This is a genomic window from Streptomyces sp. CA-243310, assembly GCF_050936775.1.
In the GTDB taxonomy this organism is placed as follows: Bacteria; Actinomycetota; Actinomycetes; order Streptomycetales; family Streptomycetaceae; genus Streptomyces.
In genome coordinates, this window is the sequence record NZ_JBNJMF010000001.1 from 215,159 (window position 1) to 234,194 (window position 19,036).

The window sequence follows — 19,036 nt, forward strand, 5'->3', positions numbered from 1 at the left end:
GCCGCAGCCCGGCCAAGGCGAACACGACCGTCGTTAGGTGAACCACATGAGCTCTCCCACCCGCTTCGATCGCGGCCACACCGACGATCTGAAGACCTTCCTGACGGCGAGTCCGTCGCCGTACCACGTCGTGGCGAACGCCGCGGCGCGGTTGGAGGAGGCAGGGTTTCGGCAGGTGTCGGAAACTGACGCCTGGGACGCGGGCTCGGGAGGCAGGTTCGTGCTCCGCGGCGGCGCCATCGTCGCCTGGTACGTGCCGGAGGGTGCCGCCGCGCACACCCCGTTCCGCATCGTCGGCGCGCACACCGACTCCCCCAACCTGCGGGTCAAGCCGGTCCCCGACATGAGTTCCCAGGGGTGGCGGCAGATCGCCGTCGAGGTGTACGGCGGCCCGCTGCTCAACACCTGGCTGGACCGGGACCTCGGCCTGGCCGGGCGGCTGACGCTGCGCGACGGAACCGAGCGCCTGGTGAACGTGGACCGCGCGCTGCTGCGCGTACCGCAACTGGCCGTGCACATGGACCGGTCGGTGAACGTCGACGGCCTCAAGCTGGACAAGCAGCGGCACATGCAGCCGATCTGGGGTCTGGGCGAGGTCCGGGAGGGCGATCTGATCGCGTTCCTGGAGGAGGAAGAGGGCCTGCCGCAGGGCTCGGTGGCGGGCTGGGACCTGATGGTCCACTCCATCGAGGCACCCTCCTACCTGGGCCGCGACCGCGAACTGCTCGCCGGACCGCGCATGGACAACCTGGTGTCGGTCCACGCGGGCGTCGCGGCGCTGGCGGCGGCGGCGCGCTCGGACAGGCCCCTGGACCACATCCCCGTCCTGGCCGCGTTCGACCACGAGGAGAGCGGCTCCCAGTCGGACACCGGCGCGGACGGCCCGCTCCTGGGCAACGTGATGGAGCGTTCCGTCTTCGCGCGCGGGGGCACGTTCGAGGACCGGGCGCGGGCCTTCGCGGGCACGGTCTGCCTGTCCTCGGACACCGGGCACGCCGTGCACCCCAACTACGCGGAGCGGCACGACCCGACGCACCACCCGCGTGCCAACGGCGGACCGATCCTCAAGGTGAACGTCAACCAGCGGTACGCGACGGACGGCAGCGGACGGGCGGTGTTCGCGGACGCCTGTGAGCGGGCCGGGGTGCCGTGGCAGACCTTCGTCTCCAACAACTCCATTCCCTGCGGCACGACGATCGGTCCGATCACGGCCGCCCGGCACGGCATCCAGACCGTGGACATCGGCGTGGCGATCCTGTCGATGCACAGCGCCCGTGAACTGTGCGGCGCGGACGACCCGTTCCTGCTGGCCAACGCCTTGGTGGCGTTCCTGGAGGGCTGACCGCCCCCGGTTCCACGGCCCCGTCCCGGACCCGTCCGGGGCGGGGCTTTTGCCGTGCGCCAAGATCCTAGAGGGGCTAGGTTGAAACCTAGAAGCCCTAGGAAAGGTTGCGGCACCATGCACGTCCACGCGCTCAAGGTCCCCGGCGCCACCCTCCGTTACGAAACCCGCGGCTCCGGTCCCGCCCTGCTGCTCCTGCCCGGGGGCGGCGCCGACGCCGCCGTGTGGGACCCCCTCGCCGACACCCTCGCCGACCACTTCACGGTCGTGGCCTGCGACCCGCGCGGCACCACGCGCAGCCCGCTCGACGGCCCTCCCGAGGACCAGAACCCGGCCGAACAGGCCGACGACGCCGCCCTGTTGCTGGCCGCGGTCACCGATGAACCGGCGTACGTCCTCGGCATCAGCGCCGGCGCGATCGTCGCGGTGGACCTGCTCCAGCGTCACCCGGCGCTGGTACGAAGGGTGGTGGCGCACGAACCGCCGCTGGTGGAGCTGCTGCCGGACGCCGCCGAGCAGCGGAGCTTCTTCGCCTCGGTGGTGGAGGCCCACCGCGAGCGCGGCGTCGAGGCCGCGATGGCCGTGATGGCGGCGGGCACGGGCGGCGGCGACGCCGGAGGCCGCGCGGGGGGCGACGGCACCGGGGGCGACCGCCGCGCGCCCGCCCCGCACACCCCGCCGCCGGAGGTGTTCCGGCGGATGTCGGCGAACGCGCCGTTCTTCCTCGAACACCAACTGCGCCAGTTCACCGGGCACCTGCCCGACCTCGACGCACTGGCCCCGCACGCCGACCGCCTGGTCCCGGCGGCCGGCGAGGAGTCGCACGGGCTGCTCCTGCGCCGCCCGGCCGAGGCGCTGGCGCACCGACTCGGTGTCGCGCTCGCCGAGTTCCCCGGCGGACACGTCGGCTGCGTCGAGCAACCGGCCGCGTTCGCGGACCGGCTGCTCGACGTACTGCTGAAGTCCTGACCTCGAGGCCCCGGGCCCGGGCCTGGGCTCAGTCGTCCATCCCGGCGAGGACGAGCGGCAGGCGGTCCGCGCCGCCGGCGGTGACCTTCACCGGCACGCCCCAGTCCTGCTGGTGGACGTGGCAGGCCGGGTACTCGTTGGCCGGGTCGTCGTCGCAGGACGCCGCCATCGCCGACACGTGCAGCACGCCCTCGGTGACGTCCGGGTTCCACTCCAGCTCGCGGAACAGGTCACTGCCCGGTCCCTCGCCCCCCGCCAACAGTTCCGGCGGGGTCGAGGAGACCAACAGACGGGTCGAGGGGCCGTAGCGGGTGTCGAGCTTCTGCCCGCTCGGCGCCCGGAACACCACGTCGAGGCGCAGCCGACCGGGGGCCACCTCGGTCGCCGCCCGCTGCGTGCGGTGCGCGACCGCGTCCACCCGTACCGCCTCGTCCGGCAGGCGCAGTCGGGTCAGCCGGTGCCGCGCCGACTCGACGACCACGATGTCCGTGCCGACCAGCACGGCGTCGCTGGGCTCGCGCAGGTCCGTCGCCAGCGTGGTGACCTCGCCCGTCGCCGGGTCGAAGCGGCGCAGGGCGTGGTTGTAGGTGTCGCAGATCGCGACCGAGCCGTCGGGCAGCGCGGTCACCCCGAGCGGGTGCTGGAGCAGCGCCTGCCCGGCGGGCCCGTCGCGGTGACCGAAGTCGAAGAGGCCGGTGCCGACGGCGGAGGTGATCGCGTATCCGGTGTCGGTGCGGTGGACGTAACGCACCGCGCTGGTCTCGGAGTCCGCGATCCACAGCCGGTCCTCGGTGGCCGCCAGCCCGGAGGGCTGCGCGAACCAGGCCTCGGCCGCCGGCCCGTCCACCAGCCCCTCGTTGGTGGTGCCGGCGGCGAGTTCGACCGTGCCGGACTCCGGGTCCCAGGTCCACAGCTGGTGCACGCCGGCCATCGCGATCCACACCTTGCCCTGCCACCAGGCCACGTCCCACGGCGAGGACAGGTCCACCTCCAGGGCGGGGCCGGAGGTGGGCGAACCCTGCCACCACTGCCGACCGGTCCCGGCGACGGTCTCGACGACCCCGCTCTGCGGGTCGAAGGTCCGCAGCGCGTGATTGACGGTGTCCGCGACGACCACCCGACCGTCGGGCAGCAGTGCGAGGCCCTGCGGCTCGTTGAAGGCATCCGGCCCGAGGCCGCGCGCGCCGCTGCCGACGCGCCGTACGACGCTCTCCCCGTCGGGGGCCAGCTCCACGAGCTGGTGCCGCGTCGAGTCGGACACCAGGAGGTTCCCCGAGGGCAGGACGAGCGCCTTCCCGGGGAACCGCAGGTCGCTCGCCACGGGCTCGGGCGCCACGTACGGCCCGTCACCGCGCCGCAGGGTCCCCTTGCCCTCGTGCTGGGCCTCCAGCTCCTCGACCAGCCGCTCGATGGCGTGGGCGTGCCCCTCGCCGGCGTGCTGCGCGACGACGTACCCCTCGGGGTCGATCACGACGAGCGTGGGCCAGGCCCGGACGGCGTACTGCTTCCAGGTCGCCAGCTCGGGGTCGTCGAGCACGGGGTGGTGCACCCCGTAGCGCTCGACGGCGTCGACGACGGCCGCGTGCTCGGCCTCGTGCACGAACTTCGGCGAGTGCACACCGATGATCACCAGGGTGTCCCGGTGCTTCTCCTCCAGCTCCCGCAGCTCGTCGAGCACGTGCAGGCAGTTCACACAGCAAAAGGTCCAGAAGTCGAGAACGACGATGCGTCCTCGCAGGTCGGCAAGGGTGAGCTCCTTGCCTCCGGTGTTCAGCCAGCCGCCCTTGCCGATCAGCTCGGGGGCACGGACTCGGGCACGGCGGCGGGGCGCGGGGGTGGGCGCCGGGGCGGCATCGTTCATGCTTCAAGCTTGCCATCCTGATGTGAACGCGGGATCACACGCTCACGGCGGCGGAACGCCCCGCCCGAGAGCATCCGTGCGGGTGACGACGGGGCCGGGCCCTCCGTGGCACGCTGGCCGCACGGCGAAGGAGGCATCCGGCATGACCACCGCGCACGACTACGGCTGGGGCATCGACCCCGAGCACGCGCTGAAGTACGCGATCCGTCACCACAGCGGTGACCGAACGGAGATCGTCGAAGGGACCATCACGCAAGTGACACCGAGTTGGGACCACGAGAACGCCGCCGAAGAGATCCGGGATCAAATCAAACCCCGGGTCCGGGAACTCGGCTGCGTCACCGGTTCGGGCAATCTGGATCTGCCCGGATCGCCCAATTGGTACGTCCCCGACATCGCCGTCGCACCCAGAGATCTGGCCAGGGGCGGAGACGCCCTCGTCCCCGACCAGACGCTCCTGATCGTCGAGGTGACCTCCGAGTCCAACGCGGAGACCGACCGCGTCGTCAAGCGCAGGCGGTACGCCGAGTACGGCGCGCCCCTGTACCTGTTGGTCGACCGGGTGGAGAAGACCGTCACCGTCTTCTCCGAGCCGGGCGGGCTCGGCTACACGCGGACCGACGGCCCCCATCCCTTCGGGACGCCGGTGCGGCTGCCGGAGCCGTTCGACCTCGAACTCGACACCACCGGGCTGTAGGACCCCGCCGGCAACGACCCGCCGTCCGGGTCACGCCGCCCGCGCATCACGCCGTCCGCATCACGCCGAGGCGAGCAGGAGGCTCAGGCGGGGCAGGCGGGCCGCGGTCTGCGCGGTGTCGTCGAAGTCGAAGGACCAGTCCGGGTCCAGGGCCGGGTAGCTGATCGTGAAGGAGTCCGCCGGGAGTTCCCGGCCCGTGGCGATCCCGTACGCGGTCCAGGCGATGGAGAGCGCCTCCTCGTCCCACAGTTCCTCGCCGGCCGAGGCCGCCGCGCGCACCGCCGGGTGGTCCGCCAGGGAGTCGGGGTCGGCCAGGGCCGCCGTGAAGGCCGCCTCGCCCTGGGTCAGCAGCCAGCCGCGGAAGTAGTCGAACCCGTCGTCGGAGCAGCCACCGTTGATCAGGTACGCGGCGGCCCAGAGCGGCGCCCGGTAGGACTCCGCCAGCAGGTCCCACACCACCTGCTGGGCGGTGGCTATCCGCCCCTGCGGGTACGCGGCCAGGAGCTCCGACGCCCGCCGCGCCACCCCGTCGTCCTCCGCGTCCGCGCGGGCCGTCTCGATCAGCTTCCAGAAGGTCTGCTTGTCCATGGGTGGAGCCTGGCACCCGGGTCTGACAGCCGGTCCGACTTCAGTCGCCGGCTTCCGTGAAGGTCTTGAGCGAGGCCACGAGGGCCGTCACGAAGGACTCCCGGACCGGCTCCGGGAGCAGGTCCAGGGACAGGTACGGGTTCAGGTCCTCCAGCTCGACGAGCAGCAGTTCCCCGGAGGGGGCGCGGCAGGCGTCCACGCGCTGGATGCCGTGCGCGAGCGTGTTCCACGCGATGAAGGACCGCGCGAAGTCCAGGTCCGCCGCGGTGGGCTCGTACCGTTCCAACTCCCAGCGGCGGGCCGGGTCCGGGGCGTACAGGGCGTACTGGAAGGCGTCGTCGACGAAGTAGAAGGACACCTCGTACGCGAAGTCGACGCGCGGCTGGATCAGGAACTCGCCCGCCGTCACCGAGCCCGGGTCGGCGGTGAAGGTGAGCCCGATGGAGTCCGCGCCCTGCTTGGGCTTCACCGCGTACGAGGGCACCGACGGCAGCCGGTGCAACAGCGCCGGGTCGTCGACGGTGGGGATCACCGGGAAGCCGGCCTCGGTCAGGTCGAGCAGGTACTGCTTGCCGGCCATGTCGCCGCGGCCGGTCAGCGGGTTGTAGACCCGCGTCCCGGCGGCCGTCGCGGCGGCGCGGAAGGAGTCGTACGCCGCCTGGTGGTGCAGGACCGGACCGCTGTTGCGGACCACGACCGCGTCGAAGCCGGGCATCAGCCGCTCCGCGTCGAGCGGATGGCACAGGGCGAGCGGGAAGTGCCCGCGAAGCCGGGAGGTGAGGAATATGTCCTCGTCGCAGTAGCGGCGGCCACGCGCCGGGTACGCCAGGTCGGTCACGAAGAGCAGAGGCATGCACGCAACCTATCGCGGGCACGGATCAGCGCATGAAATACCTCGTACGGGACAAAATGCTCGCCATCGGCGACGACTACCGGATCGAGGACGAGGAGGGCCGGCACGCCTTCCTCGTCGACGGGAAAGCCCTGCGGATGCGGGACACCCTGGAGCTGAAGGACCCGGACGGGCACATCCTGATCACGCTGCGGGAGAAGTGGTTCGCCTTCCGCGACGCGATGACCCTGGAGCGCGACGAGCGGCGCCTCGCCGTGATCCGGCGCAAGCGCCTGTCGCTGCTGCGCAACCACTACCGCGTCACGCTGGCCGAGGGCACCGAGGTCGATGTCAGCGGCCGGATCCTCGACCGCGGGTTCAAGGTCGAGTACGACGGGGAACTGCTCGCGCTGATCTCCCGCCAGTGGTACCGGGTCCGCGAGACGTACGCCGTCGACGTGGTCCGGGAGGACGCGGACGCGGCGCTGCTCATCGCCGTAGCGGTCTGTGTGATCCGGATGGCCGAGAAGGAACGGGACGAGGACGACTGAGACCGGACGGGCGCCCGGGACGACCGGGCGCCCGGACGACCGGGACGACTAGCCCGAAGACCGTCCGGTCACCCGGTCGTGCCTGTGGCTGTCCCGGGCGGTGAGCTGTCCCTGCACGTAGGCGTCCGACCCGGTGCTGTACGGGCCTCCGTGGTCGAGGAGGAGGTCGGTCAGGCGCTGCCACTCCGCGACCGCCGCCCGGGTCGGGGCATCCGCCCGCGACAGGTCGCCCGCCGCCTTCAGGGCCGTCTCCAGGGCGGCGGCGGCCTCGTGGTGGGCCATGCCCTCCGCCTCGGCACGGACCCGGTCGCGCGCCGCGACCTCCCCGGCCGAGGGGTCGTGGGGCTCCAGGGCCGCCTCGATCACGGCCTCGGTGTCCCGCGTGTCCGGGGCCGCCGCCCCGGCGGCCTCGGCGCCGGCCCGCCCGTTCTCGTTCCCGTCCGTTTCCAGCACGTCACGCCCGCTTCCTGTCGGTGTCGAACCACGCCTGCCGCCTGACAGGGCCTAGCGTCCCATCCGGCGGTCCTTGAGCGCGGGGAACTGTTCGCGGGTCCCGGCGACCTTCGCCGGGTCCAGCTCCACCGTGAGCACGTCCTCGCCGGTTCCCGCCTCTGCCAGGACCTCGCCCCACGGGTCCACCACCAGGCTGTGCCCGGCCTGCTCGACGCCCGCGTGGGTGCCGGTCAGCCCGCAGGCCAGGACGTACGACTGGTCCTCCACGGCCCGCGCCCGGTTCAGCAGCGTCCAGTGGGAGCGGCGCCGGGCCGGCCACCCGGCGACCACGACCATCGTCGTCGCCCCGGCGTCGACCAGGCCCCGGAACAGCTCCGGGAAGCGCAGGTCGTAGCAGGTGGCGACGCCGAGGGTCTGTTCCGGCAGGGCCACCGTGGTCAGGGAGTCGCCGGGGGACATCAGCACCGCCTCGCCCTGGTCGAAGCCGAAGCGGTGGATCTTGCGGTAGGTCGCCGCCAGCTCGCCCGCCGGGGAGATGACCAGGGCGGTGTTGTAGAGCGAGCCGTCACCCGCGCGTTCCACCAGCGAACCTGCGTGCAACCAGACCCCGGCGTCGCGCGCGGCCTTGGACATCGCCTCGTAGGTGGGGCCGTCGATCGGCTCGGCCTCGGTCTCGAACTGCTCGTAGGCGAACGCGCCGACCGTCCACAGTTCGGGCAGCACGACGAGGTCGGAGCCGCTCTGCTCCCGTACGAGTTCGGCCACCCGCGTCCGCCGGGAGGACACCGACTCCCCGTCGTTCACCGCGATTTGGATCAATGAGGCGCGCACACTACCACCGTCCTGGACTTGTAGCCCTCAACTCGGGCCTACGATCGTCACACGAAAGCACTGCCGGGGTGCTCACCGGCAGCGTACTTTTGGGAATAGTCCACAACGCGCCACTGAACAGCACGCGAGGGGTCCCGTTGACCGTCCATCCCAGCCTTCAGCCCTACGCCGACGCGTGGACCCACTCCATCGAGGCGATATCCGAGCTGGTCCTTCCCCTGCCCGAGGGGGAGTGGAACCGGGCGACCCCGTGCCCCGGCTGGTCCGTCCGTGACGTGGTGTCACACGTCATCGGCATCGAGTGCGAGCAGCTCGGCGACCCCCGGCCGATCCACACGCTGCCGCGGGATCTGCGGCACGTGGTGGACGAGTTCACCCGGTACATGGAGGTGCAGGTTGACGTACGGCGCCACCACACCGCGCCGGAGATGACCTCGGAGCTGGAGTACACCGTCATCCGTCGGGCGCGGCAGCTGCGCAACGAGAAGCGGGACCCGGCCACGATGGTGCGCGGGCCGCTGGGCGAGCAGGTGACGCTGGAGCAGGCGTTGCGGCTGCGGGCGTTCGACGTGTGGATGCACGAGCAGGACCTGCGGGCGGCGTTGGGCGCGCCGGGCAACTGGGACTCGCCGGGCGCGTACGTGGCACGGGACATGCTGCTGGCCGGGCTGCCGAAGGTGGTGGCGAAGGACGCGGGGGCGCCCGCGAACTCCGCCGTGGTGCTGGACGTGCACGGCGTGCTGGAGTTCATGCGGACGGTACGGGTGGACGCGGCGGGGCAGGGGACCCTGGACAAGTCGCCGTCGCTGGGGCCGGCCGTGACGCTGACGATGGACTGGGAGACGTACGTCCGCCTCGCGGGGGGCCGGGTACGGCCGCGCGCGGTCGCCGACCGGGTGAAGGTCGAGGGCGACCCCGACCTGGCGGAGGCCATCCTGGCGCACTTCCCCGTGACCCCGTGACCCCGTGATCCTTTGATCCGGTGGCCCCGTGGCCCTCGTCCGGTTCACGCCGACGCGGACGCCGGGGCGACGGGACCCGAGGGGCGTGACGGGTCGGGCTCGCCGGAAGGCGCCGCGACGACGGGCCGACGCTCCTGGGCTCGTTCCCGTTCGCGGGTCAGCGCCCCGCCTCGCAGCCGGAGGATCTGGGTGATGCCCAGCACCTCCAGGAAGAACACCGACGAGAAGGCGATCCGGTAGTTGTCGCCGGTGGCGTCGAGCAGGACGCCGACCGCGAGCAAGGTGGTCATCGAGGCGAGGAAGCCGCCCATGTTGGTGATCCCGGAGGCCGTTCCCTGCCGTTCGGCCGGGTTCGCCGGACGGGCGAAGTCGAAGCCGATCATCGAGGCCGGTCCGCAGGTGCCGAGCACCACGCACAGGACGACCAGCAGCCACATGGGGGCCCGGTCGCCCGGGTACGCCAGGACCGACGCCCACAGCAGGGCCGTCACCGCCACCGTGCCCAGCGCCAGCGGGATCCGCGCGGACTGGCGCCATCCGACGAGCCGGCCGTAGACCAGCCCGAAGCCCATGTTCGCGGCGACGACGAGGGTGAGCAGCCCGCCCGCGGTGGTCCGTGACAGCCCCTGCGCCTCCACCAGGAACGGCATGCCCCACAGCAGCAGGAACACCATCGCCGGGAACTGGGTGGTGAAGTGCACCCACAGCCCGAGCCGGGTGCCGGGCTCCCGCCAGGACGCGGCGATCTGACGGCGTACGAACCCGCCCGCGACCGGCGTCCCGGTGACGGTCGCCGGGGTGGGCGCGTGGCCGTCGGGTTGGTCCCGCAGGAACAGCGTCAGCGGGACCAGCACGATCAGTCCGGCCACCGCGCTGCCCGCGAAGGCGGGCACCCAGCCGACGCCGTGCAGCACGGGCGCGAGCACCAGCGTGGAGACCAGGTTGCCGGCCATGCCGACCAGCCCGGCCAGTTGCGCCATGAGGGGCGCGCGCCGAACCGGGAACCAGCGGGTCCCGAGCCGCAGCACGGAGATGAACGTCATGGCGTCACCGCAGCCGAGCAGGGCCCGCGCGGCCAACGCCGTCCCGTAGGAGGGGGACAGGGCGAAGCCGATCTGTCCGGCGGTGAACAGCACCGCGCCGAGCGTCAGCACCTTCTTGGTGCCGAGCCGGTCCACCATCAGGCCGACGGGTATCTGCATGCCCGCGTACACCAGCAGTTGGAGCAGCGAGAAGGTCGAGAGCGCCGACGCGTTGACGTGGAAGCGGTCCGCGGCTTCGAGGCCGGCGACGCCCAGGCTGGTACGGAAGATGACCGCGACGAAGTAGACGGCGACGCCGATCGACCAGACGGCCACGGCCTTCCGCCCGCCGGGGGGATCGAAGGGCGGGGCGGCGGTCCGCGGGGCGGGCACGGGGGCGCTCATCGCGCGTCCCCCCGCACCAACGCCTCGACGCGGCCCACGTGCGCCCGTACGGCGGCGGCGGTCGTGTCCGCGTCCCCGGAGCGCAACGCGTCCAGGATCTCGGCGTGTTCGACGAGCGTGCGCTCCACCCGTTCGGGATGGGAGTGCAACAGGGCCACGCCCATGCGGAGTTGTCGGTCACGGAGCTGGTCGTAGAGCCGGCACAGGATCCGGTTGCCGGCGTGGCGCACGATCTCGGCGTGGAAGCCCCGGTCCGCGGCCATCAGCGCGACCAGGTCGCCCTCGGCGGCGTGCCGGCGCTGCTCCTCGATGAGCGCGGCGAGCCGGTCCAGCAGGGCGGGCGGGGCGGGCACGGCCTTGCGGGCGGTGAACTCCTCGACCAGCAGCCGGGTTTCCATGACGTCCGCGATCTCCTGTACGGAGACCGGCAGGACCAGCGCGCCCTTCTTCGGGTACAGCTTCAGCAGCCCCTCGGTCTCCAGCCGCAGCAGCGCCTCGCGCACCGGTGTGCGGGACACGCCGACGGCCTCGGCGACCTCGCCCTCGGTGAGCAGGACGCCGCCTTCGAATCGGCGGTCCAGGACGCCCTGTTTGACGTGGCGGTAGACGCGGTCGGCGGCGGTCACGGCGGTGGCGGCGGATGGCATGCGCACAGGATAGATACATGAAGCGTGCAACGACCTTCCGCGTCCAGCATCCGGACACCACATCCGGACACCACGCGAGGGACCGCACGCGAGGGGCCGCGCGGGGGCGGGGACGAGACGACGGCCCCGTCGCTGCATCGAAGGATGTACCCCGGCTTCGTTCACCCGCAGGACGTACGCCGCCCCGTCCGCCGAGACGCTGGAGTCATGTCCGAGACCCTGCTCGCACCACCGGTGACGACGACCCGGCTCCCCCTCCTCGACGTGCTGCGCGGAGCCGCGATCCTCGGCACGCTCATGACCAACGTGTGGATCTTCGCCTCGCCGGGCTCCGAATGGGGTGTCGTCCAGGGCGGCCTGGGGAGCCCCGACGTCCTCGCGGACCCCACCCCCGCCCACCTCGCCGAGACGCTCTTCCGCTTCCTCGCCGACGGCAAGTTCCTGTCGCTGCTGACGATCCTGTTCGGAGTCGGCCTGGCCATCCAGTACGACTCCGCGTCCCGCCGGGGCGCCCCCTGGCCGGGCCGGTACGGGCGGCGGGCCGCCTTCCTCTTCCTCGAAGGGACCCTGCACTTCCTGCTGATCTTCGCCTGGGACGTGCTCATGGGCTACGCCGTCACCGCGCTCCTCGTCGCCTGGCTGCTCGCCCGGTCCGAGAAGGTGCGGCGGCGCGCGATGTGGGTGGCCGGCGGGACGCACCTGGCGCTGATGGCCCTGGTGACGGTCGCCTCCGTCGCCGGGCCCGAAGGCACCCCGACCGGGCCCGACCCGGACGCGGTGGCGCTGTACGCCGACGGCACCTGGGCCGAGCAGATCGCCTTCCGCCTCCAGCACGCGGCGATACTGCGCATCGAGCCCGTCTTCAGCTTCGGTCTGCTCGTGTTCCTCTTCCTGCTGGGCGTCCGCCTGCACCGCGCGGGCGCGTTCTCCCCGACCGCGGACGGCCGTCGGATCCGGGGCCGGATGGCAGCCTGGGGACTGGGTCTGGGCATGCCGGCGGGAATCGCCGCCGTCCTCGGCGGCGACGCGTTCTTCGTGCTGGGCCGCTACGCCATCGCCCCGCTCATCGCCGTCGGCTACACGGGGCTGATCGGCATCGCCCTGGACCGGCTGCGGATCCCCGCCGCCGTGACCGGCGCCCTCGGCTCGGTCGGCCGCACCGCCCTGTCCTGCTACGTCGCCCAGAACCTGCTGTGCGTCCTGCTCTGCTACGGCCTCGGCCTGGGTCTCGCCGGGCGCCTCGCGGGCACCGGCCCCTGGTGGGTGATGGGGCTGTGGGCGGGCGTCGCCCTCACCCTGACGGCCGGCTCCGCCCTGTGGCTGCGCCGCTTCGAGCGGGGCCCGCTCGAAGCCGTACAACGGTGGGCCCTCAAGCCCCGCCGGCCCCGGCCGATCGGGACGGGCGGTCGCTGACCTCCACCTCCAGCAGGAACTCGTCGTACGGGGCCTCCTGCGGGTACGGCGGCCGGACCTGGGCGAACCGCACCCGGGCCCGGCCGCCCGCGCCGATCCCCCGCACCAGGTACACCCGCTCCACCGCCGCCCCCGGCAACGGTGGGGCCTGCTCCCGCCCGGGCCCGTCCGGTTCCGTCACCGCGACCGCGTCCGCGTCGCCGCCGACCTGCCAGGTCCACACGTACCCGCGCGCCCCGCGCCCGGTCAGCCGCAGCTCGTACGTCTCGCCCGGCGCGAGCACGATGCTCCGTACCTCCATCCGCGCGGCCCCTCTCAGGCGGGGCCGATCACCGGCCCCTCGTGCCAGCCCGCGCCGTCGCGCCAGTAGTGCTGGAGGAGGCGGTCGGTGCGCAGGACGATGACCTCCAGGTTGAACCCGAAACTGCCCTGGAGCATCCCGGTGACGGCCAACGCGTCGTGTCCGAAGACCGCGCCGCGGGTCCAGGCGGCCCCCGCGGCGTTCCCGCGCCACCAGTGCTCGACCCGGCCGCCCTCGGCGACGACGCACAACTCGTAGTTCCCGGCGGTGTCCTCGTCGACGGCCCCGTACTGGCCCTCGATCAGGCACGGCGCGGAGACGATCCCTGCGCCGAAGACCTCGCCGGCGCGCCAGACGAAGCCGTTGGGGTCGTCGCGCCACCACAGCTGCATCCGGCCGTCGTCACGGGCCGCGACCAGGTCGAGGTGCCGGCCGCGGGTCTGGACCAGCGCCGGACCGTAGTGGGCGACGCCGGAGGCGAAGCGACCGCCGTCGTTCCAGGTCCAGGGCGCGCCGTTGATCCGCCACCAGTGGTTCAGCCGGCCGTCGGCGGTCCGGACGACCACCTCGAAGTTGCCCGGCTTGCCGTAGTCGCTCTGGATGAACGCGGGCGTCGAGCCGACCGCCGCGTCGCCCGGGCCGAAGGCGCCGCCGTCGCGCCAGGCGCCGCCGGACTGCTCGTAGTACCAGTGGCGGAGCCGGCCGCCCGTGGTGACGTGCAGGGACTCCATGTTCCGGTTGTAGGTGGTGCCGGTGAAGGCGGGCTGGCCCGAGGCGTCCCCGGCGAAGGCGGCGGCCCCGGACCAGGCGAAGGGCGCGTCGCCCTCGCGCCACCAGTGCCGCAGGGCGCCCGCGCCGGTGGACGCGAGCAGCTCGAAGTTGCGGTGGGCGCGCCCGTTGCCGCTCTCGTACACGTTGCCCGTGTGCAGGCGGCGCTTGCTCCACGGGTCGATGTTGGTGTCGCGCAGCCCGCACTTCGCCCAGCGGTCGATGTCGACCTCGCCGTAGGCGATGCGGCCGTAGCCGCCCACGTGATAGCCGGCCCCCCAGGAGTTCTTGAACAGCCAGCAACCGGCCGCGTCGTCGTAGCCGACGATCAACACGCAGTGCCCGCCCGCGAGTCGGTCGCTGGTGCGGTGGTAGACGCCCGCGCCCAACCCGAAGAAGTCGTCGTAGACGTCGAAGCAGGCCGTCAACGGGCCGACCGTGTCCAGCCACACCTTCTGCTGTTCCGTGTCGCCCAGGCGCACGTACTCGGTGACCCGCACCGTGCGGCCCGAACGGTCCCAACTGGGCGTGTACTCGGCCCGCCAGGCCTCGCGCCGCTCGGCGGGCAGGCCGGGCGGGGGCGTGGAGTAGGGCCAGCAGTCCGGGTCGGCGAGCCCGCCGTGGGTGGTGATCCAGTCCAGGGCGGTCTCCGGGTTGGAGCCCTGCCCGCAGGTGAACTTCAATCCGTCGTGCACGTCCCCCTCGGACCGCTCCGCCCACACGTCGTGCTCGATCCGGGCCATCGACTCCACCAGCCCGGCCGCCCCGAAGGCCCAGCACGACCCGCAGGGGTTCTGGTCCTTCACCTTCGTGAGCCAGGGCCACCCCCACCGGCTCCGCCAGTCCACGGCGGCCGGCCGGGCCCCCGCCGGCGACCCCCCGGACCCGGGCAACAGGCCGTGCGCGGCCCTGCGCCGGGTGAGGTGCGGGTTGCCGCTGGGCCGCCCGATCAGCCCCCGCAGATCGACGGTCCCCGCCTCTCCGGCGGACGTCAGGTTCGCCCCCGGCTCCAGTCCCAGGGCGGCACGCGGCACGCGCTCCGCGTCGGCCAGGTGCTCGGTCACCGACCAGCGCGCCCCCCGTTCCGCGAGCCGCGCCCTCAACTCCCCCGCCGTCCCGACAGACTCCTGCGGCATACCGGCCCCCCAGTGTGCGGTCGCCCGTACGGATGCGAGCGAGACCCGGGAGCGTCTCCCTGCCGGCGGGGGGCGTCAAGGGGGTCCGCGAGGTCGCGCGGTGGCACGGGGGTCGTACGCCGCGGGAGGCGGGCGCGGGGGTGCGGACGACAGGGCCTAGGGTTTCCGCATGGGGACCTGGACCGCGCCGAGCGTCATCGAACGAGAGTTGCACGAGGCGAGGGCCGCAGGGAACTGGCCGGGCCTCCTCGACGTGCTGGCGCGGGCCCGCCTCCTGGTCCCGCAGTCCCGCGCGTTCCTCGACGCCCATCCCACCCAGGTCCGACCCGAACGGATCTGGTTCCCGCAGCTCCAGGCGCACGCCTACATCGCCTTCACCGAGGGCATGCTGCCCGTACCCACCCCCGACCTGGTCTTCGACATCGCGAGCCTCGACTGGTTCGCCGACTGCTATCCGTCGGGCGCGGTCCCCTACCTGGCCGTCAACCCGGGCACCCCCTTCGAGGTGTTCCTGCCGATCTCGCCCGCGCACGCGGCGAGTTGGAAGTCCCATGTGAAGCGGCGCCCGCGCGACTACACCGGACTCGAACGCGACAAGGTCCACGCCCTCCACCTCGGCGGCCCCCTGCGGGGGCCCGTCGCCTTCGGGCTGGCCTGCGGCGCACACCTGTCGGTGCGCGCCGGGACGTTCTGGAACGCGCTCGCCTACCACGGTCAGGGCTACTCCCTGGAGCGGGAGAAGCTCCGGGAGTCCTGGGGCGTCACCACCCGCGAGGAGTGGCTCGTCATGACCGAGCGGCTGCTGAACGCCGACGTGGTCAGCCCGGTGTGGGAGTTCGCGCTGCGCGTGCGCGTCGCCCTCGCCAAGGAGTTCGCCGGGCCGGTGGACATCGAGCACTGGCGCCACGCCACCGCCTCCACCCTGCGGGCCAACGCGGACCGGGCCGCCGAGCCGCGCCTGACCCCCGACGGGGTGACCGTCGCACGGCCCCGGCCCACCGCCGAGGTGGAGGGGGAGATCGCGGGCCTCCAGCGGGTCATCGGGCGGATCGCCCGCTACGAGCAGCGCTTCCGGGCCGACGGGGTGCTCGGCGGGGGCGCGTACGTCCGTTCCGTCGAGGCGTGGGACTTCGGGCGGGCCTCCCAGATGGCCCGCTGGGGACTCGGCGCCCGCTTCGGGACCCTGGAGGAGACCGAGCGGGCCGTCGTCCGGGCCGGGAAGGCCTGCCGGCTGGCGTACCGCTCGTGGGAGGAGCTGTCCGCCGGGTTCGTCCTCGGTCGGTGCATGCAGTTCGACGAGGAGGAGTTCGGCCACTGGTACGAGGAAATGGTCCTCGTGCACCGGGAGTTGACCAACGACCCGGGCAGCCCCTGGGTGAACCTGCCCTGGGGGTGAGCGGGAACCTCGGTTAGTCGGGTCGCCGTACGCGAACCGAGCCGCGCGCGAGGGGCCCCCGACTAGGCTCGCCCGCATGACTGTTGAGCTGAACGACACCGTGCGGGGGCTGCTGGACGCGCCGCATCCCGCCGTCCTCACGACCATCAACCCCGATGGCGGACCGCAGAGTTCTGTTGTCTGGGTGTCCCGCGAAGGCGACGAGCTGTTGGTCTCCACCGAGCGGGGCCGACGCAAGGAACGCAACCTCGTCCGCGACGAGCGGGTCGGCCTGACCGTCTTCGACCTCGCGAACCCCTTCCTGTACGCCGAGATCCGCGGCACCGCCTCGGTGACCGAGGACACCGGTCGGGCCGTGGCGCAACGGATCGCCGAGGAGTACCTGGGCCCGGGCGGCGGCAAGGAATACGTGGAGGCCCCCGCCGAGCAGGTGCGGGTGGTCCTGCGCATCACCCCGACGAAGGTGCTCGGCAACGCCGCCAAGGCCGCCGGCTAGCCGTTCGACCACCCTCAGGGCAGCAGGACCCGGACCGCCGTCCAGGCGTCGACGATCTCCGCGAGGGGGTCGTCGGCCGCCAGGTGGTCGCGGACCAGGGTCGCCCAGGGCACCAGGTTCTTGATCCGCCGCAGGTGCAGGATGCGCTCGCGCGGCAGGTCCCGCCAGTCCCGCGCCTCGGCCGCCGCCCGCGCCGGGGTCAGGTCGATCAGCGCGAGCACGTCCCGGCACAGGGCCGCCGGGTCACCGCCGCGATCGGGCCCGAACTCCCGGATCAGGTAGCCCCGTACGGCCGCCGTCTCGGCCCCGCGCGTCATGTCGTCGGGCCGCCCCGCCCGCAGGATCGCGGCGAGCGCCACCCTCCCCCACCGCATCCGCGCCGTGTCGGGCAGCGCCCGGTCGTGCATGCGGGCGACGGCGATTGCGCGCAGGGTCTCGGGGTGGGGTTCGTCGAGCAGGGGTGGATCGGTGGCCAGCCAGGCCTCCAGCTCGTCCAGCGAATGGCCGTCCGGCGGTACGTACGTCAGCACCTGCCCGCGGCCGAGCAGCCCGACCACCGCCCCGGTGAGGTGGACCCGCGCCACGTGCCCGGCGTCGAAGGAGCCGACGGTCCGCCCGTACCGCTCTATCCGCCGCAGTCCGAGCCGCAGGTCCCCGACGGCGTAGACCTGCCCGGCGCGCGCGACCCCGCCGATACAGCGGACGACACACACCCCGCCGGTCACGTCGGCCCGCTCGACGGAGTACACCTGCAGTTCGGCGATGGGCACCCGGCCCCCTTTCCCCGGCGGGAGGCTACCCGGTGGCGGGGCGGGCCCGCGACGGCCGATGGCCGGGCTCCCGCGAGGGAGACCCGGCCATCGGCGCGTACGACGGTGCCGCGACCGCTACGACCAGGTGAGGAGTCGGCGGGGGTGTTCCAGGACCGCCGCGATGTCGGCCAGGAAGCGGGAACCGAGTTCGCCGTCGATGAGACGGTGGTCGAACGACAGCGCCAGGGTGGTGACGTGGCGCGGCTTGACCTTGCCCTTGTGGACCCACGGCTGGAGCTTGATCGCGCCGATGGCGAGGATCGCGGACTCGCCGGGGTTCAGGATGGGCGTACCGGTGTCGACGCCGAAGACGCCGACGTTGGTGAGGGTGAGCGTGCCGTTCTGCATGTCCGCCGGGGACGTCTTGCCGTCCCGGGCCGTGCCGACCAGGGCCGACAGGGCCTCGGACAGCTCGCGCAGCGACTTGGTGTGGGCGTCCTTGATGTTCGGGACGATCAGACCGCGCGGAGTGGCCGCCGCGATGCCCAGGTTGACGTAGTGCTTGAGCACGATCTCCTGGGCCGCCTCGTCCCAGGACGCGTTGACGTCCGGGTTGCGGCGGATCGCGACGAGAACGGCCCTGGCGATCAGGAGCAGCGGGTTGATCCGCAGACCGGCGAGGTCCGGGTCGTCCTTGAGCTCCTGGACCAGCTTCATCGTCCGGGTCACGTCGAAGGTGATGAACTCGGTGACGTGCGGCGCGGTGAAGGCGGAGCCGACCATGGCCTGGGCGGTGACCTTGCGGACGCCCTTGACCGGGATCCGGGTCTCGCGCGCGGCCGTGTCGACCGGGGCCCGGACGACCGCCTCGGCCACCACCGGGGCGGGGGCCTGGACGACGGCCGGCGCCTGGACCTGCGCGGTCTGCGGGGTGATCGCCGCGGCGGCCGCCGCGTGGACGTCCTCCCGGGTCACGACCCCGCCGTCGCCGGTGGGGATCACCAGGGCCAGGTCGATGCCGAGGTCCTTGGCGAGCTTGCGCACCGGGGGCTTCGCCAGCGGGCGCTCGGAACCGGCGACCGGCGCGGCGGTCGCCGAGCCGTTCTGCGCGGGAACCACGGGGGCCGGTACGACGGCCGGCACGGCCGCCGGCGCGACGGCCGAGCCGTTGCGCGCGGCCACGGAGGCGGCCGGGGCGGCGCCCGCCTCGGCGGCGCCCTTGCGGGGGCGGCGCTTGGTGGAGGCCGTGGACACGCCGTAGCCGACCAGGACCGGCTGACGGACCTCGGCGACGGGCTCCGCCGCCGGGGCGGCGGCCGGGGCCACGACGGCCGCCGGGGCGGCGGCCTCGGGGGCCTCCTCCGCCGGACCGGTCCGCACCGAGATGATCACCGCGCCGACGTCGACCGTGACGCCTTCCTCGAAGAGGAGGGCGTGGACCACGCCGTCGAACGGGATCGGCAGCTCGACGGCCGCCTTCGCCGTCTCGACCTCGCAGACGACCTGACCGTCGGTGACGGTGTCACCCGGCTGGACGTACCACTTGAGGATCTCGGCCTCGGTGAGGCCCTCGCCCACGTCGGGCAGCTTGAATTCACGGATCGTCACAGGGCT

Annotated in this window: 19 protein-coding genes; 8 read left to right on the forward strand and 11 right to left on the reverse strand. The window is 73.0% G+C overall.

Going from position 1 to position 19,036, the window contains the following annotated elements:
* The first annotated feature begins 46 nt into the window (after window positions 1–46).
* Complete coding sequence (locus ACQEVM_RS01030) at window positions 47–1,342, forward strand: M18 family aminopeptidase (protein WP_433073558.1); 1,296 nt, start codon at window positions 47–49, stop codon at window positions 1,340–1,342.
* A gap of 117 nt (window positions 1,343–1,459) precedes the next feature.
* A complete protein-coding gene (locus ACQEVM_RS01035; RefSeq protein WP_433073561.1) occupies window positions 1,460–2,311 on the forward strand; it encodes an alpha/beta fold hydrolase in 852 nt (283 codons plus the stop codon).
* A gap of 28 nt (window positions 2,312–2,339) precedes the next feature.
* Here the strand turns inward: ACQEVM_RS01035 and ACQEVM_RS01040 are convergent, their stop codons facing one another.
* Window positions 2,340–4,172 (reverse strand): NHL domain-containing thioredoxin family protein, encoded by a 1,833-nt coding sequence (locus ACQEVM_RS01040; protein ID WP_433073564.1) that lies wholly within the window; start codon window positions 4,170–4,172, stop codon window positions 2,340–2,342.
* 142 nt (window positions 4,173–4,314) lie between these two features.
* On the opposite strand from ACQEVM_RS01040, the gene ACQEVM_RS01045 reads away from it, so the two are divergent.
* On the forward strand, window positions 4,315–4,869 hold the full coding sequence (locus tag ACQEVM_RS01045) for a Uma2 family endonuclease (protein ID WP_433073567.1): 555 nt from the start codon (window positions 4,315–4,317) through the stop codon (window positions 4,867–4,869).
* A gap of 60 nt (window positions 4,870–4,929) precedes the next feature.
* On the opposite strand, the gene ACQEVM_RS01050 is transcribed toward ACQEVM_RS01045, so the two are convergent.
* Both ACQEVM_RS01050 and ACQEVM_RS01055 read right to left on the reverse strand, forming a co-directional pair.
* Window positions 4,930–5,457 (reverse strand): DUF4240 domain-containing protein, encoded by a 528-nt coding sequence (locus ACQEVM_RS01050; RefSeq protein ID WP_433073570.1) that lies wholly within the window; start codon window positions 5,455–5,457, stop codon window positions 4,930–4,932.
* Window positions 5,458–5,497: 40 nt separating this feature from the next.
* A complete protein-coding gene (locus ACQEVM_RS01055) occupies window positions 5,498–6,310 on the reverse strand; it encodes a hypothetical protein (RefSeq protein WP_433073573.1) in 813 nt (270 codons plus the stop codon).
* A 32-nt stretch (window positions 6,311–6,342) separates the two neighbouring features.
* Here ACQEVM_RS01055 and ACQEVM_RS01060 point away from each other — a divergent pair, with 32 nt between their 5' ends.
* Window positions 6,343–6,840: an LURP-one-related/scramblase family protein gene (locus ACQEVM_RS01060; protein ID WP_433073576.1), complete on the forward strand. Its 498-nt coding sequence runs from the start codon at window positions 6,343–6,345 to the stop codon at window positions 6,838–6,840.
* 48 nt (window positions 6,841–6,888) lie between these two features.
* On the opposite strand, the gene ACQEVM_RS01065 is transcribed toward ACQEVM_RS01060, so the two are convergent.
* Entirely contained in the window at window positions 6,889–7,293 is a 405-nt protein-coding gene (locus tag ACQEVM_RS01065) for a hypothetical protein (RefSeq protein WP_433073579.1), read from the reverse strand.
* Between the two features lie 51 nt (window positions 7,294–7,344).
* Entirely contained in the window at window positions 7,345–8,124 is a 780-nt protein-coding gene (locus ACQEVM_RS01070) for a carbon-nitrogen family hydrolase (protein WP_433073582.1), read from the reverse strand.
* A gap of 137 nt (window positions 8,125–8,261) precedes the next feature.
* On the opposite strand from ACQEVM_RS01070, the gene ACQEVM_RS01075 reads away from it, so the two are divergent.
* Complete coding sequence (locus ACQEVM_RS01075; RefSeq protein ID WP_433073585.1) at window positions 8,262–9,086, forward strand: maleylpyruvate isomerase family mycothiol-dependent enzyme; 825 nt, start codon at window positions 8,262–8,264, stop codon at window positions 9,084–9,086.
* Window positions 9,087–9,130: 44 nt separating this feature from the next.
* Here the strand turns inward: ACQEVM_RS01075 and ACQEVM_RS01080 are convergent, their stop codons facing one another.
* Both ACQEVM_RS01080 and ACQEVM_RS01085 read right to left on the reverse strand, forming a co-directional pair.
* The gene (locus ACQEVM_RS01080; protein ID WP_433073588.1) at window positions 9,131–10,513 is read right to left on the reverse strand and encodes an MFS transporter; all 1,383 of its coding nucleotides are present in this window, start codon (window positions 10,511–10,513) and stop codon (window positions 9,131–9,133) included.
* Window positions 10,510–11,160, reverse strand: a complete 651-nt coding sequence (locus ACQEVM_RS01085) for a GntR family transcriptional regulator (protein ID WP_433073591.1) — start codon at window positions 11,158–11,160, stop codon at window positions 10,510–10,512. Before ACQEVM_RS01085 ends, ACQEVM_RS01080 begins: the two co-directional genes overlap by 4 nt.
* A gap of 207 nt (window positions 11,161–11,367) precedes the next feature.
* On the opposite strand from ACQEVM_RS01085, the gene ACQEVM_RS01090 reads away from it, so the two are divergent.
* Window positions 11,368–12,573 (forward strand): DUF418 domain-containing protein, encoded by a 1,206-nt coding sequence (locus ACQEVM_RS01090; RefSeq protein ID WP_433073594.1) that lies wholly within the window; start codon window positions 11,368–11,370, stop codon window positions 12,571–12,573.
* On the opposite strand, the gene ACQEVM_RS01095 is transcribed toward ACQEVM_RS01090, so the two are convergent.
* Together ACQEVM_RS01095 and ACQEVM_RS01100 are read right to left on the reverse strand one after the other, a co-directional pair.
* On the reverse strand, window positions 12,530–12,874 hold the full coding sequence (locus ACQEVM_RS01095; RefSeq protein ID WP_433073597.1) for a protease inhibitor I42 family protein: 345 nt from the start codon (window positions 12,872–12,874) through the stop codon (window positions 12,530–12,532). The genes ACQEVM_RS01090 and ACQEVM_RS01095 overlap by 44 nt on opposite strands.
* Window positions 12,875–12,888: 14 nt before the next feature.
* Entirely contained in the window at window positions 12,889–14,778 is a 1,890-nt protein-coding gene (locus ACQEVM_RS01100; protein ID WP_433073600.1) for a C1 family peptidase, read from the reverse strand.
* Between the two features lie 169 nt (window positions 14,779–14,947).
* Here ACQEVM_RS01100 and ACQEVM_RS01105 point away from each other — a divergent pair, with 169 nt between their 5' ends.
* Complete coding sequence (locus ACQEVM_RS01105; protein ID WP_433073603.1) at window positions 14,948–16,174, forward strand: DUF1266 domain-containing protein; 1,227 nt, start codon at window positions 14,948–14,950, stop codon at window positions 16,172–16,174.
* 76 nt (window positions 16,175–16,250) lie between these two features.
* The gene (locus ACQEVM_RS01110; RefSeq protein WP_433073606.1) at window positions 16,251–16,670 is read left to right on the forward strand and encodes a PPOX class F420-dependent oxidoreductase; all 420 of its coding nucleotides are present in this window, start codon (window positions 16,251–16,253) and stop codon (window positions 16,668–16,670) included.
* 14 nt (window positions 16,671–16,684) lie between these two features.
* Here the strand turns inward: ACQEVM_RS01110 and ACQEVM_RS01115 are convergent, their stop codons facing one another.
* A complete protein-coding gene (locus tag ACQEVM_RS01115) occupies window positions 16,685–17,440 on the reverse strand; it encodes a hypothetical protein (RefSeq protein ID WP_433073609.1) in 756 nt (251 codons plus the stop codon).
* 117 nt (window positions 17,441–17,557) lie between these two features.
* Entirely contained in the window at window positions 17,558–19,030 is a 1,473-nt protein-coding gene (locus ACQEVM_RS01120; protein ID WP_433073612.1) for a dihydrolipoamide acetyltransferase family protein, read from the reverse strand.
* Window positions 19,031–19,036: the final 6 nt, after the last annotated feature.